The organism is Actinomadura meridiana, from assembly GCF_039537545.1.
Lineage (GTDB): Bacteria > Actinomycetota > Actinomycetes > Streptosporangiales > Streptosporangiaceae > Spirillospora > Spirillospora meridiana.
Genome location: NZ_BAABAS010000006.1, coordinates 329717 through 355780 on the forward strand (window position 1 = coordinate 329717; position 26064 = coordinate 355780).

22 protein-coding genes are annotated in these 26064 nt (G+C 71.9%); 12 read left to right on the forward strand and 10 right to left on the reverse strand.

Going from position 1 to position 26064, the window contains the following annotated elements; genetic code table 11:
* Window positions 1-15: 15 nt before the first annotated feature.
* Window positions 16-432 (reverse strand): cold-shock protein, encoded by a 417-nt coding sequence (locus ABD808_RS14835; protein WP_344896205.1) that lies wholly within the window; start codon window positions 430-432, stop codon window positions 16-18.
* 296 nt (window positions 433-728) lie between these two features.
* Between ABD808_RS14835 and ABD808_RS14840 the strand changes: the two genes are divergently transcribed.
* From ABD808_RS14840 to ABD808_RS14855, 4 genes are all read left to right on the forward strand, one after another.
* Window positions 729-1322, forward strand: a complete 594-nt coding sequence (locus tag ABD808_RS14840) for a lytic polysaccharide monooxygenase auxiliary activity family 9 protein (RefSeq protein WP_344896208.1) — start codon at window positions 729-731, stop codon at window positions 1320-1322.
* Between the two features lie 281 nt (window positions 1323-1603).
* Window positions 1604-2173, forward strand: a complete 570-nt coding sequence (locus tag ABD808_RS14845; protein ID WP_344896211.1) for a TerD family protein — start codon at window positions 1604-1606, stop codon at window positions 2171-2173.
* A gap of 6 nt (window positions 2174-2179) precedes the next feature.
* Entirely contained in the window at window positions 2180-3835 is a 1656-nt protein-coding gene (locus tag ABD808_RS14850; RefSeq protein ID WP_344896214.1) for a TerD family protein, read from the forward strand.
* A gap of 22 nt (window positions 3836-3857) precedes the next feature.
* Window positions 3858-4565, forward strand: coding sequence for a maleylpyruvate isomerase N-terminal domain-containing protein (locus tag ABD808_RS14855; RefSeq protein WP_344896217.1), 708 nt, complete (start codon window positions 3858-3860; stop codon window positions 4563-4565).
* 11 nt (window positions 4566-4576) lie between these two features.
* Here ABD808_RS14855 and ABD808_RS14860 read toward each other — a convergent pair whose 3' ends face one another.
* From ABD808_RS14860 to ABD808_RS14900, 9 genes are all read right to left on the reverse strand, one after another.
* On the reverse strand, window positions 4577-6238 hold the full coding sequence (locus ABD808_RS14860) for a carboxylesterase/lipase family protein (protein ID WP_344896220.1): 1662 nt from the start codon (window positions 6236-6238) through the stop codon (window positions 4577-4579).
* A 147-nt stretch (window positions 6239-6385) separates the two neighbouring features.
* Window positions 6386-8038: an amidohydrolase gene (locus tag ABD808_RS14865; protein ID WP_344896223.1), complete on the reverse strand. Its 1653-nt coding sequence runs from the start codon at window positions 8036-8038 to the stop codon at window positions 6386-6388.
* A gap of 1 nt (window position 8039) precedes the next feature.
* Window positions 8040-11045, reverse strand: coding sequence for an aminotransferase class III-fold pyridoxal phosphate-dependent enzyme (locus ABD808_RS14870; protein ID WP_344896226.1), 3006 nt, complete (start codon window positions 11043-11045; stop codon window positions 8040-8042).
* A gap of 48 nt (window positions 11046-11093) precedes the next feature.
* Window positions 11094-12251, reverse strand: coding sequence for an ABC transporter ATP-binding protein (locus ABD808_RS14875; RefSeq protein WP_344896229.1), 1158 nt, complete (start codon window positions 12249-12251; stop codon window positions 11094-11096).
* A complete protein-coding gene (locus tag ABD808_RS14880) occupies window positions 12248-13096 on the reverse strand; it encodes an ABC transporter permease (RefSeq protein ID WP_344896232.1) in 849 nt (282 codons plus the stop codon). The genes ABD808_RS14875 and ABD808_RS14880 overlap by 4 nt, the downstream gene beginning before the upstream one ends.
* Window positions 13089-13991, reverse strand: coding sequence for an ABC transporter permease (locus ABD808_RS14885; RefSeq protein ID WP_344896235.1), 903 nt, complete (start codon window positions 13989-13991; stop codon window positions 13089-13091). The genes ABD808_RS14880 and ABD808_RS14885 overlap by 8 nt, the downstream gene beginning before the upstream one ends.
* Window positions 13992-13998: 7 nt before the next feature.
* Entirely contained in the window at window positions 13999-15036 is a 1038-nt protein-coding gene (locus tag ABD808_RS14890; RefSeq protein ID WP_344896238.1) for an ABC transporter substrate-binding protein, read from the reverse strand.
* A 77-nt stretch (window positions 15037-15113) separates the two neighbouring features.
* Window positions 15114-16445 (reverse strand): aminotransferase family protein, encoded by a 1332-nt coding sequence (locus tag ABD808_RS14895; protein ID WP_344896241.1) that lies wholly within the window; start codon window positions 16443-16445, stop codon window positions 15114-15116.
* 80 nt (window positions 16446-16525) lie between these two features.
* On the reverse strand, window positions 16526-17974 hold the full coding sequence (locus ABD808_RS14900) for an NAD-dependent succinate-semialdehyde dehydrogenase (RefSeq protein ID WP_344896244.1): 1449 nt from the start codon (window positions 17972-17974) through the stop codon (window positions 16526-16528).
* A 134-nt stretch (window positions 17975-18108) separates the two neighbouring features.
* Between ABD808_RS14900 and ABD808_RS14905 the strand changes: the two genes are divergently transcribed.
* From ABD808_RS14905 to ABD808_RS14940, 8 genes are all read left to right on the forward strand, one after another.
* Entirely contained in the window at window positions 18109-18600 is a 492-nt protein-coding gene (locus tag ABD808_RS14905; protein ID WP_344896247.1) for a MarR family winged helix-turn-helix transcriptional regulator, read from the forward strand.
* 115 nt (window positions 18601-18715) lie between these two features.
* Entirely contained in the window at window positions 18716-19672 is a 957-nt protein-coding gene (locus ABD808_RS14910) for a hydroxymethylglutaryl-CoA lyase (RefSeq protein WP_344896251.1), read from the forward strand.
* The gene (locus tag ABD808_RS14915) at window positions 19665-20405 is read left to right on the forward strand and encodes an enoyl-CoA hydratase/isomerase family protein (RefSeq protein ID WP_344896253.1); all 741 of its coding nucleotides are present in this window, start codon (window positions 19665-19667) and stop codon (window positions 20403-20405) included. Before ABD808_RS14910 ends, ABD808_RS14915 begins: the two co-directional genes overlap by 8 nt.
* Complete coding sequence (locus ABD808_RS14920) at window positions 20402-21589, forward strand: CaiB/BaiF CoA transferase family protein (RefSeq protein ID WP_344896256.1); 1188 nt, start codon at window positions 20402-20404, stop codon at window positions 21587-21589. The genes ABD808_RS14915 and ABD808_RS14920 overlap by 4 nt, the downstream gene beginning before the upstream one ends.
* 2 nt (window positions 21590-21591) lie before the next feature.
* On the forward strand, window positions 21592-22383 hold the full coding sequence (locus ABD808_RS14925) for an enoyl-CoA hydratase/isomerase family protein (protein ID WP_344896258.1): 792 nt from the start codon (window positions 21592-21594) through the stop codon (window positions 22381-22383).
* Between the two features lie 3 nt (window positions 22384-22386).
* Window positions 22387-24033, forward strand: a complete 1647-nt coding sequence (locus tag ABD808_RS14930) for an AMP-binding protein (RefSeq protein WP_344896260.1) — start codon at window positions 22387-22389, stop codon at window positions 24031-24033.
* Window positions 24034-24038: 5 nt separating this feature from the next.
* Complete coding sequence (locus tag ABD808_RS14935; RefSeq protein WP_344897935.1) at window positions 24039-25064, forward strand: NAD(P)H-dependent flavin oxidoreductase; 1026 nt, start codon at window positions 24039-24041, stop codon at window positions 25062-25064.
* Window positions 25065-26048 carry an alpha/beta fold hydrolase gene (locus ABD808_RS14940; protein ID WP_344896263.1) on the forward strand — a complete coding sequence of 328 codons (984 nt, stop codon included), beginning with the start codon at window positions 25065-25067 and terminating at the stop codon, window positions 26046-26048.
* The last annotated feature ends 16 nt before the right edge of the window (window positions 26049-26064 follow it).

Genomic DNA, 26064 nt, shown 5'->3' on the forward strand with positions numbered 1-26064 from the left:
GAGGTCAGCGCGGGGTCAGTCGTCGATCCAGCCGTGCTTGTGGGCGACCTCGACGATGCTACGGCGCACCTTGACGATCTGGCCGCCGGTGAGGTCGGGCACCTCGGCCAGCAGCACGTCGACGATCTCCCGGCTGAACTGGGCGCGCGACAGGACGTCGCACAGCATGTCGTCGGGGGAGTCGCCCGCCGGGGCGCGGTCGGTCACGGCCGACGACCCGTTGGACGGCGCGCTCACCGCGCGCACGGCGAACGCCTTGAGACCGCGGTCGCCCTCGGTCACCTCGAACTCGACGGCCGTTCCCGGTGAGAACGCCGCCTTGTCGTCGAGAAGCTCGTTGGCGTGGACGAAGACGTCCTCGCCACCACCGTCGGGAACGATGAATCCGTAACCACGGACTTCGTCGAACCGGAGGATTCTTCCTGAACGCACCGCCAGCCTCCACGCCAACAAAAAAGACACCCATTGCTTCAACGCTTCGCGGTGGCCAGGCTAGCACAGGAACGCCCCCGGTCACGTTGCGTGATCAGCATGGGCGCGGCGTCCTGGACCGTTCGATGTGGGCTGTGCAATGCCTGCCAGAAACGCGGTCGGCGGCGGTCGCGGGCTTGACGGGGCGGGCGCCCAGGGTTCACCTTTACTGAAAGGAAAGTTTCCTTTGAGTTGGTTGCCGGGGCCGGCTCACCCCCTCTCCAGGTACGTCGTACCTCCCGCCAAGGAGAAGCAGGATGCCAAGGAAGACCAGCATCGCCCTGGCCGCGGCCGTCACCGCAGGACTGCCGCTGGCCCTCGTCGTGCCCGCGTGGGCGCACGGGTACACCACCTCGCCCCCGAGCCGCAGCTACCTGTGCGGCACCCACAAGGTCACCAACTGCGGCGAGGTCCAGTGGGACCCGGACGGCGTCGAAGGACCGAAGGGCTTCCCGAACAGCGGGCCGCGCGACGGCACGATCTGCGCCGGGGCCGACGGACGGTGGTCCCCGCTGGACGACCAGCGCGGCGGCACCGGCTGGCCCGCGACCAAGGTGACGTCCGGTTCGGAGTTCAGCGTCAAGTGGCACTTCACCGCCGCGCACTCCACCACGTCGTTCCGCTACTTCATCACCAAGGAAGGCTGGGACAGCAAGAGCCCGATCAGCCGGGCCAGCCTGGACCTGACGCCGTTCATCAACAAGAGCTACGGCGGGCGCCAGCCGTCCGACGGCGACGTCCACAGCGGCACGCTCCCGCAGCGGACCGGCCGGCAGGTCGTGCTCGGCGTCTGGGACATCGCGGACACGGGCAACGCCTTCTACCAGTGCATCGACGTCGACTTCGGCTGACGTCCGACTGAGCCCCGGCTCACCGGCTGAGCGCAACGCCGCGAGCGCCCAGTCGGTGAGCCGGTTTCGTTCGTCCCCGACCTCACCTTCCACCCGGCGGGAGTGCCGAGCCCTCGGCCACCGTTGACAGCCGCCGATGGGCCGTAGGAGATGACAACTGGCCCGGTCGGCTGCGAGGCTTGCTGCCACTCCGGAAGCCCTGCGGGCGGCCGGGTGTCGGAGGCGGCGCGCTTCGCGGAGCGGAGCGGCGCGGCGAAGGGGAACGCGAGGAGGCGACGGTTGTGACCGTCTCGATGGTGAAGGGCCAGCGGATCTCGCTGGAGAAGCCCGGCGGTGCGCTGAGCATGGTCCGGATGGGCCTCGGCTGGGACGCGGTGAAGAAGAAGGGCTTCTTCGGTTCCCGCGAACGGGACATCGACCTGGACGCCTCCTGCGTGCTGTTCGCCGACGGGAACCTCGCCGACGTGGTGTTCTTCGGCAAGCTCGTCAGCGACGACGGCTCCGTCCGGCACACCGGCGACAACCTGACCGGGGCGGGCGACGGCGACGACGAGTCCGTGATGGTCGACCTGAGCCGCCTGCCGGTGCACGTCACCTCGCTGGTGTTCACGGTCAGCTCCTTCAACGGGCAGTCGTTCAACGAGGTGGAGAACGCGTTCTGCCGCCTGGTCAACGAGACGGACGGCGGTGAGCTGGCCCGGTACACGCTGACCGGCGGCGGCGCCCACACCGCGATGGTGATGTCCCGGATCTACCGGCACGGCGACGGCTGGAAGATGAACGCGATCGGCGAGCCGTGCCACGGCCGCACGTTCGAGGACATGCTGCCGGTGATCGCCAACCACGCCTGACCGCCGATGGCCGAACTGTCCCGTGGCGCCAACGCGCCGCTGCCCGCCCGCCGGGTGACCGCCACCGTGTCCTGCGGCGTCCCCGTGGACGTCAGCGCCCTGCTCGTCGGTCCCGACCTGCGGGTGCGCTCCGACGCCGACCTGGTGTTCTTCAACGCGCCACAGGTGCCGGGCGTCCGCTGGGCGGACGGTGCGGGCGGCCAGCGCGTCGAGCTCGACCTCGACGCGGTCCCCGCCGACGCGCACGCCGTGCTGATCGCGGTCAGCCTGACCGGGGCGGCGACGTTCGGGACGGCGCCGCCGCCGCGACTGCGGCTCACCGTGGACGGCGGCGACCCGGCGGCGGTCTTCACCGTCGACGGGCTCGGCCCGGAGAAGGCGATCGTCGGGCTGGAGATCTACCGCCGGGACGACCGGTGGAAGGTGCGCGCCGTGGGGCAGGGCTACACCGGCGGGCTGGCCGAACTCGTCGAGGCGCACGGCGTCCAGGTGGACGACCCGGGCGACGCGGCCGAGCCGGAGACGCCTCCGGTGGCGGCGCCCGCCCAGCCCGTCCAGCCCGTCCAGCAGGGCCAGCCCACGCAGCCCGTCCAGGCAGCGCGGCCCGCGACGCCTCCGCCGCCGCAGGGGCCGTCCGGCGGCGAGGTCGAGTACCTCGAACGGTGCTGGCTGGTCTGGGAGGACGCGAGCCGTTCGCTGGCCTCGTTCCGCGCGTCCACCGAGCACGCGCTGACCCTGCGCAACGAGGAGATCGCCGGACGGGCGCCGCGCGGCCGGTTCGAGCAGCTGATGGCGGCGGCCGACCAGCGGTTGCGGTCCGACGCCGCCCAGCTGCGCGACGAGCTGGCCCGAGTGGAGCCGCAGGTCACGGCGGAGGTCGCGCCGTTCGACGCGCCGTCCTGGCTGACCTGGCAGCCGGGCATCGACCCGGCTGAAGGGGTGCTGGCGGGCGTGCTGTCCACCGTCGAGCTGCCCGACCTGCGGGTCCCGCTCGTGCTCCGGCTGCCGTGGCGACGCGGCGTGTGGATCTCGCAGGGCGCGATGCCCGGCGACGCGGCCGCCTACGCCTGGTCGCTGGTGACCCGGTTCCTCGCCTCCGTCCCACCCGGGCTGGTGGGCCTTGAGGTGATCGACGCGGCGGGGCTGTCCGGCGCGGGCTGGCTCCAGGAGTTCGACCCGGTCACGAGCGCCCTGCTGCTCGGCGGTGGGATCGCGACCGGTCCGGCGGCGGCCGAGCGGCTGCGTAGCCTGCTCGACATCGTCGACCTGCGCCGTGTCGGCGGGCCCGACGGCGAGCTGCCGCCCGGCGCCGCGGACGGCCCCCCGGTCCGGCTGGTGGTGCTGCTGGACGCCGGGTCCGCGCTCGAAGGCGAGGACGCGCACGAGATCCTGCGGCTGGTGGAGGACGGGCCGCTCGTCGGCGTCCCGGTGCTGCTGGTGGAGACCGACACCCCGGCGGCCGAGTCGGTGCGGGCCGAGCGGGTCCGGCAGTCCTGCAACAACCTGCCGTCCAGTGAGGGCACCATCGCCGACTCGTGGGTCGGCACGGACTGGACGCTCACCCCCGAGACCCTCCCCGACGCGGCGGGCGGCACGCGGGCCCCGGCGCTGCTCGCGCACGTGCTGAGCACCCACGCCCGAGTCCTGGCGTCCTACGACTAGGCGCGGCGGCTAGGGTGCCGGGGTGGCTGATGTTGATCTCTTCTCGCGTTCCTGGACGGATCTGCTGGCGGCCGTCGCCGACCTCGCCGACGCCGACATGGAGCGACCGTCCGGCTGTACGGGGTGGCTCGTCCGCGACCTGGTGTGCCACCTGGTCATCGACGCCCAGGACGTCCTGATCACCCTGGTCACGCCCGCCGACGCCGAACCGACCGCGGACGCGACCACCTACTGGGAGCTCGTCGACCCCCCGACCGGTGACGACCCGCTCGACGCCTTGATCCCCCGGCTGGCCGCCGCCTACGGCGCGCCGGAGTTGCTGAAGTTCCATCTCGACGACGTCGGGTCCGCCGCCGGCCGGGCCGCCGAACTCGCCGATCCGGGCGCCCGCGTCAGCACCCAGGACAAGGTGCTGACCGCCGGGGACTACCTGACCGCGTACGTCATGGAGTGGACGCTGCACCATCTCGACCTGGTCGCGCACCTGCCGTCGGCCGCCGGGCCGTTCTCTTGTGGGGGAGCGACCCCCCACACCCCCCGGAACGGGCCGGAGGCCGAGATCCTCGCGGCGGCCCGCGCGGGGCTGGAGCGGATCGCGGACGCGTCGTTCCCCGTGTCGTTCTCCGACCGGGACGCCCTGCTGGTCGGGACGGGGCGCCGCCCTCCGACCGAAGCCGAGAGGGCGGCGCTGGGCGACGTGGCCGCGCGGATCCCGTTCGTGCTGGGCTGACGCGGACGTGGTCAGCTACCGAACGGCTGGAGCCGGTTCCAGAACGCGCAGTGGAACGGGCCGGAGACCTCGCGGGTCATGCGGCTGGTCCCGGCGGGCAGCACCGACAGCTGGGCCTGCTTCTTCGTCGTGAACCGGGTCCAGCGCGGGGTGCCGTTCACGTTGGGGTCGCCGGTGCGGGCGAACGCGCTCCACTGGTCGGTGAGCTGGGCCTGCAACGGTTTCTGGTTGGGGTCGAGGTCGGGCTGCCCCGGGAAGGTACCGGCGTACAGATAGCTCCACTCACCGACATGGAAGGCCCCGACGGGCTTCGTCGCGTCGATGAAGGGCAGCGGCGGCGGGTTGGTGTCGTCGAACCGGTAGGCGTACACGGGGACGTGCTCGGACAGCCGCCGGTCGTTGAGCAGCGCCGGGCAGACGGACGCGGAGTCGGCGATGACGGTGCGGGACGCGATGTACGCGGCGGGCTCCGGGTACTCCGACAGCGGGTAACGCTTAAGCACCTTGGGCGCGAGGTCGCCGTACTGGCTCTGGAGTAGCGCGTCATACTGCGCGGGTGTGTCGGCGGGACGGATCTGCGTCTCGTCCCTGGCCACGCCGTGGATGACGGGCACCTTGTTGAAGTTTCCGGTGGCGAACGCCTTGCCCGGAGACATGGTCAGGGTCTTGCCGTCCACGATGGGCGCCATGGTGCCGCTGTTCGGGCCGAGACCGTCGCCCGCCGTCTCCAGCAGTGTCTTCACCGGCACGGCGCGCAGGCAGGCGGCGGCGTCGGCGGCGTCACCGCAGCCCACGGCCGCCGCGAAGCGCGCCCCGGCCTGCTGCGCCTGTTCCTGCGTGGGCAGCTTGGTCGCGCAGTCCTGCGCCTGCCAGGCGGCGTGGACGCCGCGCGGCGAGTTGTACTCGCCGCTCTCGATGATGCCCTTCTGGAACAGGCCACGCGCGGTGGGCGACGCCATGTTGGCGCATACGCTCGACCCTCCGGCGGACGGCCCGAAGATGGTGACGTTGCCGGGGTCGCCACCGAACTTGGCGATGTTGCGCTTCACCCATCGCAGGGCGGCCTGCTGGTCCTCGATCCCGTAGTCACCGGCGTTCACGCCGAGCGACCTGTGGGACAGGAAGCCCATGATGCCGAGTCGGTAGCGCACCTCGACCTGGATGACCTTGCCCGCCTTGGCGAGGCGGGTGCCGTCGTCCGGGACGCCGAACCGGAACCCGCCGCCGTGCAGTTGCACCATGACGGGCAGCGGACCGTTCCCGGCGTTCTCCGGCACCCGGACGTCCAGCTTCAGGCAGTCCTCGTCGGTCGAGCCGGGCCGGAAGTCGGACGGCTGCGGGCAGGCGCTGCCCTGCTCGGTGGCCTGGAGCGGCGCCGTCCAGGCCGCGTGCTCGGCGGGAGCCTCCCAGCGCAGGTTCCCGACCGGCGCGGCGGCGTAGGGGACGCCGAGCCAGTTCCTGATCCCGTCGCCGTCGAGACCGCAGACCGGGCCCCGGTCGGTCTGGACGAGCGTGCCGTCCGCGCACGGCGGCGCCGCCCCGGACGGCGCCGCCCCGGACGGCGCCGCCACCGCCGTGCTCGCCGTGTTCGCCGCCGTCAGTCCGGCGGCGGCGACGGCGAGGCACGCCGCGATCTTCAAGGACGTCTTCAGGGCTGCTGGGCTGGGTCTCATCGAAAGGTCCTCCGGTCGAGGCCGCATGGAACCTGGCTGCCCAGATCATCGCACCGTCGTTCGATTCGGAGCCCTATCTGACTTGCCCGTGTCGCATAGCGGACGTCCCGCGTCAGGACCGGTGGTCAGGCGGTGTCGCGGTGTTGATCAAGCGGTGTGGACGACCCGTCCGCCCGCGATGGTGAGCGTCGGCGTAAGCCGTTGCAGCGCCCCGTCGTCGGCCTTGAGGAGGTCGCCGTCGAGGACGACGAGGTCGGCGAGGCTGCCCGGGGTGAGGGTGCCCTTCCGGTCCTCGGCGTTCTCCAGGTAGGCGCCCGCCGTGGTCCACAGCCGGATCGCCTGCTCGCGGGTCAGGCGCAGGTCGCGCGGCACGTCGGAGAACGGGCCCGGCTCGGCGCCCGCGAACGTGGCGATGCCGCGCAGCCAGTCCGGGAACGTGATCGGCGCGTCGGAGCTGTCGGCGACGTGCACGCCCGCCTTGAGCAGCGCGCCCGCCGGGAACGCCCGCGACCACCGGTCAGCGCCGATCGCGCGGGTCATTGACGCGCCGCTGTGCGACTTCATCAGCGAGCTGGTGATCACGCTGATGTCGTGCTCGGCGAGCCTCGCGTAGGACTCCTCGGACAGCAGCGTGCCGTGGATCAGCGCGTGCCGCGCGTCCGGCCACGGGTCGGCCTTGAGCGCGCCGATCAGCCCGTCGGTGGCCGCGTCCGCCGCCCGGTCGCCGGTGACGTGCACCTGCACCTGGAGCCGGTTGCGGTGCGCCAGCTCGATCATGCGGAGCAGTTCCTCGTAGCGGGCGTCGTCGTCGCCGCCCGCCGTGATGAGGTGACCGTGCCCGCCGGACGGGTACTCGCCGTGCAGCCACGCCGTGCACTGGGTGGGGACGCCGTCCGCGAACAGCTTGGCGCCGCCGATCCGCAGCCAGTCGTCGCCGAGCCCGGTGGACAGCCCGGCGAAGCCGAGCGCCGTCTCCAGCCGCTCCGACGTGCTGGCGGGGGACGGCCAGTCCCAGTGCAGCAGCGCGTTGACCCGGACGGACATCCGGCCGTCACGGCGCAGCGAGGTGTAGTCGCGCAGCAGCTCGGGCCAGACGATCGGGTCGGTGACGCTGGTGATGCCCAGCGCGTTGAGCTTGCGCATCGCCGACTCGATCGCGTCCAGCCGCTCCTTCTCGGAGTGGTCGGGGACGTACTGGGTGATCAGCCCCTTCGCCCCTTCGAGGAGCAGGCCGGTGGGCTCGCCGTCGGTGCCGCGGACGATCCGTCCGCCCTCCGGGTCCGGGGTGTCGCGGGTGATGCCCGCGATCCGCAGCGCCGCCGTGTTGACCAGCACCGAGTGCCGGGACGCGTGGTGCAGGACGGTCGGCCGGTCGGCGGTGACGGTGTCGATGAGGGAGCGGTGCGGGCCGGGCACGGCGGCGTCGAACTCGGGGATGTTCGCCTCGCGCCAGCCCTCGCCGATCAGCCACTGGCTGCCGCCGGGGCCGATCGGCCCGTCGGTGAGCGCGTCGTTCAGCGCGTCGAGCGAGTCGACGCCGTTGAGGTCGACGCAGTAGGGCGGCCCGGCCAGGCCGAACATGGCCAGGTGCAGGTGGGCGTCGTTGATTCCGGGCAGCGCCGTCCGTCCGGCGAGGTCGACGACCTCGGTGGCCGGGCCCGCGAGCGCGCGGACCCGGTCGTCGTCGCCGACGGCCGTGATCCGGTCCCCGGAGATCGCGACGGCGCTGGCGACCGTGAATCCCGCGTCGACGGTCAGCACCCGGCCGCCCGTGAGGATCATGTCCGCGTGGTCAGCCATGTCACCAGCCCGTCTCGAGTACGTCGTCCAATGTGTCGGTGAAGTCGTCGGCGTCCGCCCGCGTGAACGTGAGCGGCGGCTTGAGCTTGAGGATGTTCCAGGCCGGGCCCGTCGGATACACCAGGACGCCCCGGTCCTTGAGCCGCTCGCAGATGAGCAGCGTCTCCTTCGACGCGGGCTCCTTCGTGTCCCGGTCGAGGACGAACTCGACGCCGCTGTAGAAGCCCTGGCCGCGCACGTCCCCGATCAGCGGGTGCCGGTCGGCGAGCGCGGTGAGCCGGTCCCGCAGGTACTGGCCGACGACGAGCGCGTTGTGCTGGAGCCCCTCGTCGTCGACGACCTTCAGGAGTTCGAGGCCGACCGCGCAGGCGACCGGGTTGCCGCCGTAGGTGGAGAAGAAGCGGCCGGTCGGGTCGAACGCGCGGGAGATCTCCCGGGTGGTGACCATCGCCGCCACCGGGAACCCGTTGCCCATCGCCTTGCCCATGGTCACGAAGTCGGGGACGACGTCCGGGCCCTGCGTCTGGAAGCCCCAGAACGCCTCGCCGAGCCGTCCGAAGCCGACCTGGACCTCGTCGGCGATCGTCAGCGCGCCGCGCTCGCGGGCGGCGGCGAAGATCGGCGCCAGGTAGCCGGGCGGCAGGACGACCTGCCCGCCGCCCGCCAGCAGCGCCTCGAACAGGTACGCGGCGGGCGCGCGGCCCTCGGCGGCCAGCCGGTCGAACTCGTCGATGACGTGCTGTGCGTACTTGGCGCCCGCGTCCGGGTCGTCGTAGCCGTACGCGCCCCGGTACCGGTCGGGGACGGGGGTCGGGTGCGTGGTGTCCGGCTTGCCGTAGTGCTTGTACCGGGACGGGCTCACGTCGGACACCACCGAGGTGTAGCCGTGGTAGGCGTCGTCGATGATGACGATGTCGTCCCGTTTGGTCAGGTAGCGGGACATCCGCAGCGCCAGGTCGTTGGCCTCGCTGCCGGAGTTGACGAAGTAGACGACGTCCAGGCCGTCCGGCAGCGTCGCGGTGAGCCGTTCGGCGTACTCGGTCAGCTCGTCGTACACGAACCGGGTGTTGGTGTTGAGCCTGCTGAGCTGGCGGGCCGCGACGTTCACGAGCCGCGGATGGCCGTGGCCGACGAGGGTCACGTTGTTGAGGGCGTCCAGGTAGGAGCGGCCCTCCTCGTCGTAGAACCGGGTGTCTCTGGCCCTGGCCATCGCGATCGGACGCTGGAAGTACATCGGGTGGCTGTCGGGCAGGTGCGTGCGGCGGCCCTGGAGCGACCTGCCGATCACCGGCGTCCACGCGGCGACCGCGTCCTGGGTGCCGAGCAGCGGCGTCGGGTCGGGGAACAGTCCCTGCCACAGCGCCGACTCGGAGTAGGGGACGCCCTCGGGCACGGCCGCCCAGCCGTCGAGCGGGGCGGCCGCCACCTGGACGCGGACGTGCGGTGGCAGTTCGGTGCTCGGCGCGATCCGGCCGATCGTCGCGCCCGCCTCGATGTTCTCGCCCGGTGCGGCGGCGCCGGTCAGGCCCGTGTAGAGCGTCCGGAAGCGGACGCCGTCGGCGGGCTCGTGCAGCAGCACGAGATCGACTCCGGCGGTGGGCTCCTCCACCACGCCGGGCAGCGGCGCCCGGACGGACGTGCCGGCCCCCGCGAACAGGTCGATGCCGAGGTGCACGTTGGCGGGCTCGTCCGGTCCGCCGTCGTGGCGCCGTCCCGGCTCCAGGAAACGCGGTTCGCCGTGGCGTCCCACCGCCACGGCCGGACGGCGGGCGAGGATCTCGGTGGTCGCGGCCGTGCGCAGCGCGCCGTGCTCGCGAGGGTCGACGCCGTCGAAGACGTCGGACGAGGCGCCGAGGTCGACCGCCGTGAGCGTGCCCTCCACCGGCGGCACCGCCGACGCGGCGTTGCCCGCCAGCCAGGTCGCGACCGCCGGGGACGCCGGATGCGCGGGCAGCCCGCAGGCGTGCCGGACCGTCGCGCGCCCCAGCTCCGGCGGCACCGCCGCCAGCGAACGCACCAGGTCGGCGGCCGCCGCCGACCGGTGCCGGGGGTCGCCGTGCCGCCGCTCGGCGTCGAGCCGGGCGGCGGTGACCGCGACCGTCGCCGACCGCACGGCGATCAGCGGGAACAGCAGGTCCAGCTCTTCTTCCGAGAGCGGGCACGCCGCGTGGTACGCGGCGGCGAGCGTCGCGGCGACCGTGAGCGGCTGGTCGGCGCCTCGCATCACGCTCGACGCCAGCACGGCCAGGTCGGCGATCCGCGCGGTCGGCAGCGCGTCCCCGAAGTCGATCACGCCGGAGACGCGGCGCCGCCCGCCCTCGCGGCGGACCAGCACGTTGAAGGCGTTCAGATCGTGGTGCACGACCGCCGTGGGCAGTTCACGGAGCCGCGCGGCGAGCAGCGGCCCGAACCGGTCGCCGAGCGCGGTGGCCGCGTCGCGCAGTTCCGGCTCGGTGACGTGCCCGAGTGACGCCTCCAGCACCGCGTCCGCGTGCGGGAACTCCCAGTAGTGCGGCGCCGGGGGATCGGGGTGGACGAACGCCGCCGTCGCCGCCGCGAGCCGCCCGGCCGCGCCGCCGACGTCGGCGAGCAGCTCCGGCGACCGGCGGCCCACCTCGGCCAGCGGCACGCCCGGAACCCAGGTCAGCAGCCGGACCGGCAGGTCGCGGCCCCCGTCCCGCACGGACGTGACGGGCGCGCCCGACACGTCAGGCACGGTCCTGGGGACCACCAGGCCCGGGTCGTGTTCGGCCAGGTGCGCCAGCAGCGCCGCCTGGAACTCGATCGCCCGGCGGTCGGCCGGACCGCTGACCTTCAGGACGTACTCGGCGCCGTCGCCGTCCACGACATGGGTGTTGCGGTCCGTCTCGCCCGCCAGCGGCCGCAGCGAGGCGGCCGCCAATCCGTAGCGGTCGCGCAGCACGTCCCCGAGCCGCTCGTCGGCGAGGTCGGGGACGCCCGCGGTGATCCGCTCGAAACGCTCGTCGAGGCCGGACTGGACTGCCATGGGTCGGTGACTCCTCTGATCGGCGGTACGGGTGGACGGGGGTACGGGTCAGGTGGCGGCGGGCGCGCCCACCGGCTTGCCGGAGGCGGCCCGGGACGGCTCGTCGTCGGGGTCGGCCACGATCGACTGGTGCTCGGGGTCCCAGCTCACGGTGATCTCCTCGCCGGGTACGGCGGGCAGGTCGCGTCCGGCAAGGCGCATGGCCGAGCCGCTGGTTCCGTCGGTGAACCGCAGCCCCACCTGGTGGTGGTTGCCGACGTAGACGATCTCGGTGACGGTGGCGCGGACCTGGTTGTGTCCGTCCGGCACCGCCGCCGCGTCGGTGTGCAGCTCCAGCCGCTCGGGCCGGATGACGGCGACGCCGTCGCTGCCGTCGAGCCCGGCGTCCAGGCGCGGCGCCCGGGGCGTGAAGCCGCCGCAGCGCAGCACGCCCGCCGAGACGTCCACGGTGCCGCGAAAGCACGTGGACTCGCCGAGGAACTGCGCCACGAACAGCGTCTCCGGCCGCTCGTACAGGTCGGACGGTGTGCCGACCTGCTCGATGCGGCCCTCGTTGAACACCGCGATCCGGTCGGACAGCGTGAGCGCCTCGTGCTGGTCGTGCGTGACGAAGATGAACGTCATGCCCAGCTCGCGGTGCATCCGGGCGATCTCGCGCTGGAGCTCGTCGCGGAGCTTGCGGTCGAGGGCGCCGAGCGGCTCGTCCATCAGCAGGGCGCGCGGCCGGTACACCACCGCGCGGGCGAGCGCCACGCGCTGCTGCTGACCGCCGGACAGCTGGTTCGGCAGCCGGTTCGCGTACTCCTCCAGGTGGACGAGCTTGAGCGCCTCGTCGACCTTGGCCGCGATCTCCGCCTTCGGCATCCGCCGCTGCTGGAGCGGGAACGCCACGTTCTTCGCGACGTTCATGTGCGGGAACAGCGCGTACTGCTGGAACACGACGCCGAGGTTCCGCTTGTGGGGCTTCTGCCGGGACACGTCGTGACCGTCGATCTCGATCTTCCCGGCGGACACCGAGACGAACCCGGCGAGCATCGACAGCATCGTCGTCTTGCCCGAGCCCGACGGGCCGAGCAGGGTGATGAACTCGCCGGGCGCGATGTCCAGGGAGACGTCGTCGACGGCGGCCCGGGACGTGCCCGAGTAGACCTTCGAAACGCCCGCGATCCGGATCCCGTGGCTGGTGCTCTGGTCGTTTTTGCTCATGATGTGCTCCGCTTGCGGCGAACGAACTGCGGCATCAGCAGGACGAAGCTGGTCACCACCACCATCAGGCTGGACGCCGCCGCGATCGTCGGGTCCACCTCCAGGGTGATGGAGTTGTACATCTGGACCGGCAGCGTCTGGATGTCGGGCGTCTGGAGGAACAGCGCGACGACGACCTCGTCGAGCGACATGACGAACGCGAAGACGAACCCCGACATCACGCCCGGCGCCACCAGCGGCACCGTGATCCGGAAGAACGTCTTCAGCGGCGTGGCGCCGAGCGTCGCGGCGGCCGTGTCGAGCGTCCGGTCGTACCCGGCGAGGCTGGTCGCCATGACCGTGATCACGAACGGCAGCGCCATGATGGTGTGCGCGGTGACGAACCCGATCGGCGTGCCGTTCAGGTGCCACTTCAGGAACACGCCGTAGATCGCGACCGCGACCACGATGCTCGGCACGATCAGCGGCGCCAGCATCAGCGACCTGATCGCGCCCCGGCCGCGGAACCTCGTCCGGTTCAGGCCGAACGCCGCCGCGACGCCGAGGATGGTCGTGGTCACCGCCACGAGCAGCCCGATCTGCACGGACGTCAGCAGCGAGCGCATCCACCGCTCGGACGTGAAGAACGACTCGTACCAGCGCAGCGACCAGTTCTCCGGCGGGAACTGGAAGGTGGCGCCGCCGGAGAAGCTCATCGGGATGACGACCGCCGTCGGCGCGACCAGGATCAGCCCGACCAGGCCGACCATGGCCTTCAGGCCCCAGCCGAGGCCGCCGTCCCGCCTGACCCGCATGCCGGGCCCGGCCGTGTTCGCGGTCTTGAGGGCGGGTGTGCTCTCACTCATTGGTCACCGCCTTCTCGGTGGTGGACGAGAGGTTGGCGAACCTCGACACGACGAACAGCGCCAGCAGCGTCACCACCAGCAGCACCGAGCCGAGCGCGCCCGCGCCGCCGAAGTCGAGCAGGTCGCTGACGCGCGTGGCGATCAGTTGCGGGACGAGGGACTGCTGCGGCGAGCCCAGCAGCGCCGGGGTCACGTAGAACCCGAGCGTCAGGATGAACACCAGCGTGAAGCCCGACAGCACGGCCGGGATCGACAGCGGCAGGTACACCCGGGCGAACGCCCGCCAGCGCGGCGCGCCGAGGCTGGTCGCCGCGTCCAGCAGCCGCTTGTCGATGCCGTCCATCCCGCTGTACAGCGGCAGCACCATGAACGGCAGCATGACCTGCACCATCGCGACCGCCACGCCGGACACCGTGCCCAGCAGGACGACGCCGTGGATGCCGACGGCCGAGAACGCGTCGTCGATCAGGCCGCCGCGCTGCTCCAGCATGTACCAGGCGAAGTTGCGGGCCATCATCGACGTCCAGAACGGCAGCAGCACCACCACCGTCATCAGGTTCCGCGCGCGCGGGCTGACCCGCGTCATCGCGTAGGCGTACGGGTAGGCGATGACGAGCGTGCATGCCGCGACGATCAGCCCGGTGATGAGCGTCCGGGTCAGGACCGTCACCGAGACGCCGTCGTGCAGCAGCTTGGTGTAGTTCCCGAACCCGGTGGACGGGTCGGTGAAGCTGCGCCAGATGATGTTGCCCAGCGGGTAGCAGAAGAACACCAGGAGCAGCGCGGTGGCGGGCAGGATGAACCAGCCCGCCATCGCGCGCCTGGGCCGCCCGGCGGGGCCGGCACCGGCGGTGCTGGCCGCCGGTGCCGGAGCCGATGTGGTCGGAGCGGTCATCGCCGCGTCACCCCGAGAGCCACGCGGTGTAGCGTTCGGTGACCCGGTCGAAGTTCTTGCCCCACCAGTCCGCGTCGGCCCGGACGATGCTCTGCTTGTGTCCGGGCGCGTAGGCGTTGAGCTGCTGCTGGTACTGGTCGAACTTCGGCTGGACGCTCTCGTTGATCGGCAGCACCGAGGCCAGCTCCGCCAGCTTCGCCGACTGCTCGTCCCCGGACGCGGAGGCGATGAACTTCATCGCGTTCTCCTTGTGCGGCGACCCCTTCGGGACCACGAGAACGTTCCAGTTCACGATCGTGCTGTCCCAGACGGCGCCGAACGGCGCGCCGGCCTTGAGGCCCTGGTAGGCGCGGGCGTTGAGCATCAGACCCATGTCGAACTGCTTGTCGACCATCATCTGCTGCATCTGGCCGTAGGTCTTCGCGAAGGTGGTCACCTTCTTGATCGTGTCCAGCTTCTTGAAGGCCCGGTCGAGGTCCAGCGGGTACAGCTTGTCCTTCGGGACGCCGTCGGCCAGCAGCGCGAACTCCAGCAGGCCGACCGAGATCTCCGGCGGGACGATCCGCTTGCCCGGGTACTTCTTCAGGTCGAAGAAGTCGGCGGCCTTCGTCGGTGCGTTCGCGCCGTACTTCTGCTTGTTGAACATGAAGATCGTGCTGTAGAAGAAGTTCGGCACGCCGCAGTCACCGACGGTCCCCGCCGGGAACTTGCTCTTGTCGATGACCGAGAAGTCGAGCTTCTCGACGTACTTGCCGCAGTACTGCACGGCCGCGGCGGGCGTGGTGTCGACGACGTCCCAGGTCACCTTGCCGGCCTCGACCATCGTCTTGATCTTCGCCTCCTCCACGGGCCCGTCGTTGCGGAACTTGACGCCCGTCTCGGCGGTGAACGGCTTCTGCCACGCCTCGGCCTGGTAGTCCTGGAACGGGGCTCCCGTCGAGACGTAGGTCAGCGAGTCGTCGTCGCCACCGCCGCTCGAACCGCCGATGCTGCATGCCGAGGCCGCCAGGGTCACGGCCAGGCCGGCGGCCGCGAACCGGACCACCGTGCCTTTCTTACTTATGTTTCGCCCCACGATCTCCTCCAGGAGTGTTGCAACGGGGTTACGCGCGCCCTGCCCCGTCAGGCCGCCGCGACGTGGTCGGTCAGGACACCTGCGAGCGTGTCCAACTGTTGTTCGTCGATCACCAGCGGTGGTGAAAGGACGATGGTGGTGCCGGACGCGCGGACGATCACGCCGTCCGCGCGGGCGGCCGCCTGAACCCCGGCTGTCGCGGCGGCGGTGTCCGCGCCGCGGTCCAGCTCGACGCCGAGCATCATCCCGACGCCGCGAACCTCGAGGACGTGGTCGAGCCCTTCGAGCGGCTTCAGCGCGTCGAGCAGGCGGCCACCGAGACGATCGGCCTCGGCGAGCAGCCCCTCGCGCTCCAGGATGTCGATGTTGGCCAGTGCCACCGCCGCGCCGACGGGATGGCCGTTGTAGGTGAACCCGTGCAGGAACGTCGCTCCGTCCGCCAGGTCCAGGACGCGGTCCCCGGCAAGGACCGCTCCCATCGGAATGTACCCGCTGGACAGGCCCTTCGCCGTGACGATGATGTCCGGCTCGACGTCGTAGCGCTCGCAGCCGAACCAGTGGCCGATCCGGCCGAAGGCGGTGACGATCTCGTCCAGGATCAGCAGGATGCCGTGCCGCCGCAGCACTTCCTGGACGCGCGGCCAGTAGCCCGGCGGGGGCGGCACCATGCCGCCGACGCCGAGCACGGGCTCGCCGACGAACGCCGCGATCCTGTCCGCGCCGATCCGCTCGATGCGCTCCTCGAGCTCGGCGATCAGCGTGTCGGTGACGTCCTCGCCGCGCACCCCGTGGGGCTTGGAGAGGAACTCGATCCCGGGCATCAGCGGGCCGTAACCCTCGCGCAGCCGGTCGATCCCGGTGGCGGCGAGGGAACCCCCGCCCATCCCGTGGTAACCGCCGGTGCGCGCGAGGATCACGGAGCGTTCCGGCCTGCCCGCGTGGTGGTGGGCGAGCCGGGCCAGCTTGATGGCCGTCTCGTTGCCCTCCGACCCGCCGTTGGTGAAGAAGACCCGCCGCATGTTCGGCGGCGCGAGGTTCAGCAGGCGTTCGGCCAGCCTGATCGAGGGCTCGTTGGAGTAGTCGCCGAACGAGGAGTAGAACTCCAGCTTGGCGATCTGCTCGGCGGCGGCGTCCGCCAGCTCGCGGCGGCCGTGCCCCACCGGGCACTGCCACAGGCCGCAGGTGCCGTCGATGTAGGACTTGCCGTTGACGTCCCAGACCACGGCCCCCTGCCCGCGTTCCAGGATCATCGGCTCCGCGGGGGAGCCGATGACGCTGTGCGGGTGGATGACCGTCCGGGCGTCCAGCTCGGCGAGCCGCCGCGCGCGGTCACCGTTCTCCCGCCCGGTCTCGGTCGTGGTCTGCTGTTCGATCGCCATGGTTTAGCCCTCAGAGTCCTTTCGTTACGAGCCCTGTCTTGTGGGGGGACGACCCCCCACGCCCCCCGGAACGGCCCTTGTCAGAGCCGGATCGCCACGGACTTGGTCTCCAGGTAGGCGTCGATGCCCTCGCTGCCTCCCTCGCGCTCCAGCCCGCTGTTCTTCATCCCGCCGAACGGCAGCTCGGGCCGGACGGGGAACGGTTCGTTGACCGCGACCACGCCGAAGCTGAGCTGGTCGACGGCCCGCCACACCCGCGTCAGGCCGGAGCCGAACACGTAGGCGGCCAGGCCGTAGTCGGTGGCGTTGGCGCGCTCGATCGCCTCCGCGTCGTCGTCGACGACGTAGATCGGCAGCACCGGGCCGAACGTCTCCTCCGAGCTGATCAGCATGGTGTCGTCCGCGCCGGTCAGCACGGTCGGCTCGTAGAAGGCGCCGGTCAGCTCCGGGTCGTCGGGCGTCCAGCGCCTGCCGCCGGTCGCGACGGTCGCGCCGCGCTTGACGGCGTCGGCGACGTGCCGTTCGACCTTGTCGAGCCCGCCGAAGTCGATGAGGGGGCCGGTGGTGGTGCCCTCGGTGGCGCCGTGCCCGAGGCGCAGCGCCGCCACCTTCTCCAGCAGGAGCGAGACGAACTCGTCGTGGACCGACCGGTGCACGAACAGCCGGTTGATCGCGATGCAGCTCTGTCCGGCGTTGGCGAACTTCGCGGCGGCGACGGCGGTGGCGGCGGCGGGCAGGTCGGCGTCGTCCAGGACGATGGCGGGGGAGTGCCCGCCCATCTCCAGCGACGTCCGGCGCAGGTGGTCGCGGGTCGAGGCGAGCAGGCTCAGCCCGACCTCGGTGGAGCCGGTGAAGCTGACCTTGCGGAGGCGGCGGTCGTTCAGCAGCGCGCCCGCGACGTCGCCGGGACGGGACGTCGTCAGCGACTGGAGCACCCCGGCGGGCAGGTTCCCGGCCTCGTTGATGAGGCGCACCAGCTCGGTGCCGACCAGCGGGGTCTGCTCCGCGGGCTTGACGATCACCGGACAGCCCGCGGCGAGGGCCAGCCCGACCTTGCGGACCAGCATGCTCGCGGGGAAGTTCCACGGGGAGATCGCCAGCGTCGGCCCGATCGGGACGCGCAGCACCATCGCGGGCCCGCCCGCGGCGTCCGGGGTGGTGCGTCCGTTGGCGCGGCGGCACTCCTCGGCGGCCCATTCGAGCATCCGGGCCGAGCCCAGCACCTCGCCCTTGGACTCGCCGAGCGGCTTGCCGTTCTCGCTGGTCATCAGGGCGGCGAGGGCGTCGGCCTGGGCGCGGATCCTGGCGACGGCCGCGCGCAGCGCGGCGGCGCGCTCCTCGGCGGTCACCCTGCGCCAGGGCTCGGCGGCCCGGTCGGCGGCGGCGAGGGCCGTGAGGGCCTCGTCCGGCCCCGCGTCGGCGACTTTCGCGATGACCTTCAGCGTGGCGGGATCCGTCACGTCGAAGGTCGAGGCAGCCGTTTGCCACGTTCCGTCGATGAGCAGAGTGGCTGACGGGTCTGCTGGCATGTTGCGGACCTCCCTGTGCCTGCTGTTACGCCGACCGTAATCCATTTCGCAGCAGTCTCATCGCTGGGTGTTGTATTTGTCAACACCTTGCGAGAAGGGAACGCACCAGCTCCGCGCCGCCTTACAGTGGGGGCATGAACGCCCTACCGTCCCGCTCAGCGGATCCGGCCGCCGATGAGACCGAACTCCTTCCGATCAGGGAGTTGCTGTCGTACCGGCTGCACCGGGTGGCCAACGCGCTGTCCCGCAGCGCCGCCCTTCGCTACCGGCGGGAATTCGACGTCAGCCTCCAGGAGTGGCGCACGATCGCGCTGCTCGGCGCCGACGAACCGCTGACCGTGAACCGGCTGGCCCGGCTGGCCGGGCTGGACAAGGCCCAGATGAGCAGGGTCGCCGCCAAGCTGGCCGAGGCCGGCGTGGTCGAGCGGGAGCCGGGCCCCGGCCGTACCACGCAGCTCACGCTGACCCGTGGTGGACGGTCGATCTACCACGGGCTCATCGGGGCCGCGAACGAGCGCAACAACGCCTTCCTCGTCTGCCTCACCCCGCTTGAGCAGGAAGTTCTCGACTCCGCCCTGCGCAAGCTGGCCACGTTGGCCAAGGCGCTGGAGCGCTCGGAGCGCTGATTCGGCCCCACCGGTGAGGGTCCGTCGCCGGGGGCGGGTGTTGATGTTGTCAACAGTAGGTTATATTCCTGCTGTGATGACCTCGACGCTCCCCTAGGCAAGGAGGCGGACTCGCATGGCCGACCGCGTCACGATCTGCGAGTGCTTCGCCCGCGACGGGCTCCAGCACGAACAGACGTACGTCCCGACCGACGCGAAGATCGACCTGATCGGCGCCTTCGCCGCGGCGGGTTTCGCACGGATCGAAGCGACCAGCTACAGCCATCCCGAGCGCGTACCCGCGTTTCGCGACGCGAGCACGGTACTCGCCGGGCTGCCCAGGCCCGCGGGCGTCGCCTACAAGGCGACGTGTCCCAACCCGCGCGCCGTGGAACGCGCCATAACCGACCTCGACGCCGGTCACGGCGCCACCGAACTGAGCCTGCTGGTGTCGGCGACCGAGTCGCACACCGAGCGCAACATGCGCAGCACGCGGGCCGGTCAGTGGGAACGGGTGACCGAGATGGTGCGGCTCGCCGCCGGCCGGTTCCGGCTCGTCGGCGTGATCTCCGTGGCGTTCGGCTGCCCCTTCGAGGGCGCCGTCGACCCCGGTGTCGTCGCCGCCGACGCGGCCAGGTTCGCCGAACTCGGCGTCGACCTGGTCACCCTCGGCGACACGACCGGCCTGGCGACGCCGACGACGGTCAGGTCGATGTTCACCCGGATCTCGTCCGAGATCCCCGACACCCCGCTCGTCGCGCACTTCCACAACACCCGCGGCAGCGGGCTCGCGAACTGCGTCGCGGCGCTGGAGGCGGGCTGCCGCGACTTCGACAGCTCCCTCGGCGGCGTCGGCGGGCACCCCGCGCAGATCCACTATGGCGGCGGCATGACCGGGAACGTCTGCACCGAGGACCTGGTCAACCTGCTGGAGTCCGAGGGAATCGACACCGGGCTCGACCTGGACGGGGTCATGGCGGCCTCGCGACGGTGCGAGCAGGCACTCGACCGGCCCCTGCACAGCATGGTCGCCCGAGCCGGGTTCGGCCTGATCGGCGGGAGGTTCGGCGGGAAGGTGGAGGAGAATGTCTGAGCACGGAGTACTGATCACCGAGGATCGCGGCGCGGTCCGGGTCCTGCGGATGAACCGGCCGGCCAAGCTCAACGCGCTCGACACGGAACTCACGCGCGCCCTGCACGACGCGCTCAAAGCGGCCGGTGAGGACGACGCGGTGCGCGCGGTCGTCCTCACCGGCAAGGGCCGGGGCTTCTGCGCGGGCGCCGACCTGTCGGAGTTCGCCGACCTCACGCCCGCCGACCAGCACGCCGTGATCGCGCGGGCCGAGCTGACCACCCGCACCCAGATGTTGCTCCAGCAGCTCCCGAAGCCCATCGTGTCGGTGGTGCGGGGCCCGGCCATGGGCGGCGGCGCGGGCCTGGCGATCGGCTGCGACATGATGGTCGCCGCGACCGACGTCAAGTTCGGGTATCCGGAGCTGAAGCACTCGATCGTCCCGGCGATCGTGATGACCGGGTTGCAACGCAACCTCGGCCGCAAGCTCGCCTTCGAGGTGATCAGCACCGGCCGCATCCTGGGCGGCGCGGAGCTGGCCGAGTTGGGTCTGGCCAACCGGGTCACCGAGCCGGACGACGCCGAGGCCGCCGGACTGGAGATCGCGGCGGGCTGGGCCGAGGTGAGCCCGCTCGCGATGGCGTCGGCCAAGGACCTGTTCTACCGGGTGGCCGACCTGCCCTTTCCGGAGGCCATGCGGACCGGCGGCGACGTCAACACGATCATGCGCGGGTTCCGGGGGGCGGCAGGATGAGGCCGCTGGACGGGATCACCGTCGTCGACTTCTCTCGGGTGCTGGCCGGGCCGTTCGCCACCCAGATCCTCGCCGATCTCGGCGCCGACGTGATCAAGGTGGAGCGGCCGGGCGGCGGCGACGAGTCCCGCAGCTTCGAGCCCCGGCTGCCCGCCGGTGAGAGCGCCTACTACTTCGCCTTCAACCGGGGCAAGAAGTCGGTGACGCTCAACCTGCGCACCACGCGCGGGCAGGAGATCGCCCGCGCCCTCGCCTGCCGCGCCGACGTCGTGGTCGAGAACTTCATGCCCGGCACGATGGACAAGTACGGGCTCGGCTACGAGGCGCTCGCCGCGCTGAACCCGGGCCTGGTCTACGTGTCCAGCACCGGTTTCGGGCAGTCAGGGCCGTACTCCGACCGCAAGGGCTACGACACCGTCTTCCAGGCGCTGTCCGGGATCATGTCGCTGACCGGACACCCCGACACCCCGCCCGCCAAGGTCGGGATCCCGGTCTCCGACCTGACCTCGGGGCTGTGGATCGTCATCTCCGCGCTGACCGGGCTCATGGAGCGGCGGCGGGGCGGGCGCGGCGGGCACGTCGATCTGGCGATGATGGACGTCCAGGCGAGCCTGCTGGCCCTCGCCGCCGCCCGGATCTTCGCCCTCGACGAGGACCCGGGACGCACCGGCACCGCGCATCCCGGGCGGGTGCCGTCCTCCGCCTTCCAGTGCGCGGACGGCGGCTGGCTGCACATCAGCGGCAGCGACCAGCACTGGGGCCCGCTGTGCGAGGTGCTCGGCCTGGGCGAGCTGGCCGCCGACCCCGAACTCACCGCCAACGAGGGCCGGGTCGCGCAGCGCGAACGGGTCACCGCCGCGCTCGCCGAGGCCATCGGCCGCCGTCCCCGGAACGAGCTGGCGGAGGCGCTGCGGGCCGTGGACGTCCCGGTGGGCGAGGTCAAGTCCGCCCGCGAGGCGCTCAGCGACCCGCACCTCGGCGCGCGCGGCATGGTCGGCCACTTCGACCACCCCACCGAGGGCCGGTTCTCCGCCCTGCGGACCCCGCTGCGCCTGGACGGGGCCGACTACCCCGAACCCGGCGTCCCGCCGCTCCTCGGCGCCGACACCGAGGACGTGCTCGCCGACCTGCTGGGCCTCGACCGGGACGAGATCGCCCGGCTCCACGACGAAGGGACGATCTAGCGGTGACCGAAGACGAACCGGTGCTGGTGCGCGAGGCCGACGGCGTCGCGCACGTGGTGCTGAACAGGCCGGAGGCGCGCAACGCGCTGAACCTCCCCATGTGCCACGGCCTGAGCGAGGCGTTCACGCGCCTCGACGCCGACGACTCCGTCGGCACCGTCCTGCTGCGCGCGAACGGCCCCGCGTTCTGCGCGGGGGCCGACCTGAAGGAGCGCGACGGCCGGGACGAGAACTGGGTGCGCGCCCGCCGCATCGCGTCCTTCGCCGCCTACGAGGCCATCGAGCGGTGCTCGAAGCCCGTGGTGGCGCTGGTGCACGGCGCGGTCGTCGGCTCCGGTGGGGAGATGGCGATGTCGTGCGACTTCATCGTGGCCGCCGACGACGCGACGTTCCGGTTCCCCGAGGCGCACTGGGGAACGGTGGGAGCGACGCAACGGCTCCAGCGGGTCATCGGCAAGCGCCGCGCGAAGGAGCTGCTGTTCACGTCCCGGGTCATGCCGGTGGACGAGGCCGCCGACGTGGGCCTGGTGGCGCGCACGGTGCCGGCCGCCGAGCTGCTCGCCGCCGGGGAGAAGATCGCGGCGACGATCGCGGGCGCGCCCCGGCTGGCGATGGCGCTGACCAAGCAGGCGATCGACCTCGGCTCGGAGACCGACCTCGCCAAGGGCATCCGGATCGAGATGTCGGCGATCGAACGCTGCCTCGCCGACGGCGGGTGGCGCGGCGGCGTGGAGGACTTCGCGGCCGCCATGCGGGAGAGCAGGGCGCGCTCGACGGCGCAGGAGGGGAACTGAGCGATGGGAAGAACCCCCACTTCGGGACACATGCTCGACGGCGTCTGCCCGTTGACCGTGCATGACGCGCTGCGCCGGGCCGTGACCATCGGACCGGACGTCGAGGCGGTCGTCGCCTCCCACGGCCGGATCACCTACGCCGCGCTGGACGCCGAGGTCGCGACCGTCCGGTCCGCGCTGTCGGCCGCCGGGGTCCGCCGCGGCGACCATGTGGCGGTCTGCCTCGGCAACAGCCCGGAGTGGGTCGCGCTCTTCCTCGCCATCGGTTCGCTCGGCGCGACGACCGTGCCCGTCAACACCCGGTGGCAGCCGCCGGAGATCGCGTACGCGCTGCGGCAGTCGCGGTCGTCGATCCTGTTCCTGGCCGACCGCTTCCTCACCATCGACTTCCTCGCCGTGCTCCGCGAGATCTGCCCCGCCGTCGACTCCGAGCTGCCGGACGCCGACCTGCCCGACCTGCGCTCGGTGGTCGTGCTCGGCGCGGACGGGCCCGCCGACGTCCCCCCGGCCGGTCGGTCCTGGGAGGATTTCAAGGCCGCTGGAACGGTCCCGGTCGAGCCGTGCGGGACGCCCGACGACGTGCTGCTGATCCAGTACACGTCCGGCACGACGTCCCGTCCGAAGGGCGCCCTGCTGACCCAGCTCAACATGTGCGCCGACGGGTTCTTCTCCGGCGGGCGGATGGGGCTGCGCGCGGGCGACCGCTTCCACAGCGTGCGCCCGTTCTTCCACGCGGCGGGCAGCACCCTGACCGTGCTGGCCAGCATCCAGCACGCCGCCACGGTGGTGACGATGGACCGGTTCGAGGCCGGTGAGGCGCTGCGCCTGATCGAGGAGGAGCGCTGCACCCACTTCTCCGGCAACGACACCATCGCGCTGATGCTGCTGAACCACCCGGACCGGCCCCGGCGTCACCTCCGGCTGCGGGGCGCGTGGGCGGCGGCGTCGCCCGCCGTCGTCCGGCGGATCATCGACGAGCTGGGCGCGACCGAGTGCGTCGTCGGCTACGGGCTGTCCGAGGCGTCGCCGAACGTGGCGCAGTCCGCGTGGTGGGAGCCGGAGGACGTTCGCGCCAGTGGCCGGATGCTGCCCGAACCGGGCATCGAGGTCCGGATCCACGACCCCGAGGCCGGGCGCGACCTGCCCACCGGGGACGTCGGTGAGATCCTCGTCCGGGGCTGGAACGTGATGCGCGGCTACTTCGCCATGCCGGACGAGACCGCCGAGACCCTGTCGCCGGACGGCTGGCTGCGCACCGGCGACCTCGGCCGGGTCGGCGACGACGGCCGCCTCGAATTCGTCGGACGCGCCAAGGAGCTGATCCGCGTCGGCGGCGAGAACGTGTCGCCGACGGAGGTCGAGGACGTCCTGCACAGCCATCCCAAGATCAAGCAGGCGGCGGTGGTCGGCGTCCCCGACGAGCGCCTGATGGAGGTCCCGTTCGCGTTCGTCGTGCTGGCCGAGGGCTGCGAGGCGGAGCCGGAGGAGATCGCCGACTGGGTCCGCGAACGCCTCGCCCGCTTCAAGGTGCCGCGCCACATCCGGGTCATCGACGGGTTCGAGCAGTTCGGCATGACGGCCAGCTCGAAGGTGCAGAAGCGGCATCTCGCCGTCCACGCGAAGCGGCTGCTCGACTCGGTGGAGGCGTGAGCGCGATGGACGCGGGCGCGGCCCGGATCGACACGAGCGTCACCCGCCTGCTGGGCTGCGACCTGCCGATCGTCCAGGCGGGCATGTCGTGGGCGTCGTCGAACTCGCGGCTGCCGCTCGCGGTGTCCAACGCGGGCGGGCTCGGCGTGATCGCGTCAGGCCCGATGCGGATCCCCGACCTGGACCGGACGATCAACGAGGTCGCGGCGGGCACCGACCGGCCCTACGCGGTGAACCTGCCGCTGTACCGCAAGGGCGCCGACGAGGTCATGGACCTGCTGGCGGCCAGGCGCGTCCCGATCCTGATCGGCTCGCAGGGCGGCCCGCGCCGCTACCTCCAGCGCTTCAAGGACCTCGGCACGCTGTGCCTGCACGTCGTCGCCAACGAGGAGCACGCGGCCAAGGCGGTCGACGCCGGGGTGGACGCCCTCGTCGTCGTCGGCGCCGAGGCGGGCGGCCACCCGCCGGGCGGGCTCGTGACCACGCTGGTCACCGTCCGGGCCGTGGCGCGGCGGTTCCCCGACGTGCCGATCATCGCCTCGGGCGGGTTCGCCGACGGCGCCGGGCTCGCCGCCGCGCTCTCGCTCGGCGCCGGGGCCGCGCAGTTCGGCACCCGGTTCCTCGCGAGCGCCGAGTCGAACCTGCACCCGTCCTACAAGGACGCCGTCATCGCGGCAGGGACCGGCGACACCCGGACCGTGGGCCGCGGCCTCGGGATGATCCGGGTGCTGTCCAACGACTTCGCCGACCGGATGCGGGAGCTGGAGGACGCGGGCGCCGACCTGGAGCTGCGGCGCGCCGAGTTCACCGCGTCCAGCCTGCGCACCGCCGCCGTCGACGGCGACGTCACCGGCGGCAAGGTCGAGATGGGCCAGTCGGCCGGGCTGGTCGACGCGGTGCTGCCCGCCGCCCGCATCGTCGAGCTGATCGTCCGGGAGTACGCCGCCACCCGCGACCGCCTGCCCGAAGTGCTCCCACTCATGAACTCCGGGGGGAGAAGTCACCCGATATCAAGATCTGGGAGGTCTTGAGTGACGACCAACGACGACAGACCCGAGCACAGACCCGAGCGGACCCTGACGGTTCCGCGCATGGGCCGCAGGAGCCTGCTGGGAGGCGCCACGGCGCTCGCGGCGGGCGGCGCGGCCTTCGCCGTCTCCGGTGGGACCGCCTCCGCGGGCGGCGCCCCCCGGACCGACTCCCCACTCCGGATCATTCCGATTCCGGCGCAGGTCCCGGCGACCGAGGGGTACGCGCCCGTGCCCGGCGGACGCCTGTGGTACTGGGACACCGGAGGCCGGGGGACGCCGGTCATCTTCATGCACCCCGGCAGCGGGAGCGGGGAGATCTGGCCCTACCAGCAGCCCTACTTCGCCAAGGCCGGGTACCGCGTCATCGGCTACTCCCGGCGCGGCTACTACAAGTCGAGCGCGCCTTCCGCGGACGACCCCGGCACGGGTTCGGAGGACCTGCACGCCCTCGTGCGGCACCTTCGCATCCGCCGGTTCCACCTCGTCGGGGTGGCCGCGGGCGGGGGAGTGGCGCTCGACTACGCCCTGTCCTACGAGGACCGCCTTCTCAGCCTCTCGCTCAGTGGGAGCCTGACCGGAATCAAGAACCAGGAGTACGTGGACATGCTCGAGCGGCTGCGGCCACCGAGTTTCCACGACAACCCGACCGACTTCATCGAACTCGGACCCACCTACCGGGCGCTCAACCCCGGAGGGGTCGCGGCCTGGAACGCGATCCACGACCGGGCCGATACCAGCGACGTCGGTCAGGGCAACGTGCACAGCCCCACCTGGGACGACGTCGAGCGGCTGAGGGTGCCCACCCTGCTGCTCTGGTCGGACGGCGACCTGTACAGCCCGCCGTCGGTGCAGCGCGTCATGGCGAAGCACTTCCGCAACGTCGAGACGGCCGTCGCCAACGAATGCGGTCACGCGCCGCACTGGGAACGTTCCGACTACTACAACCCCACCCTGCGCAAGTTCCTCCGCAGGCACTCACGCTAGGAGCCACCTGAACGCC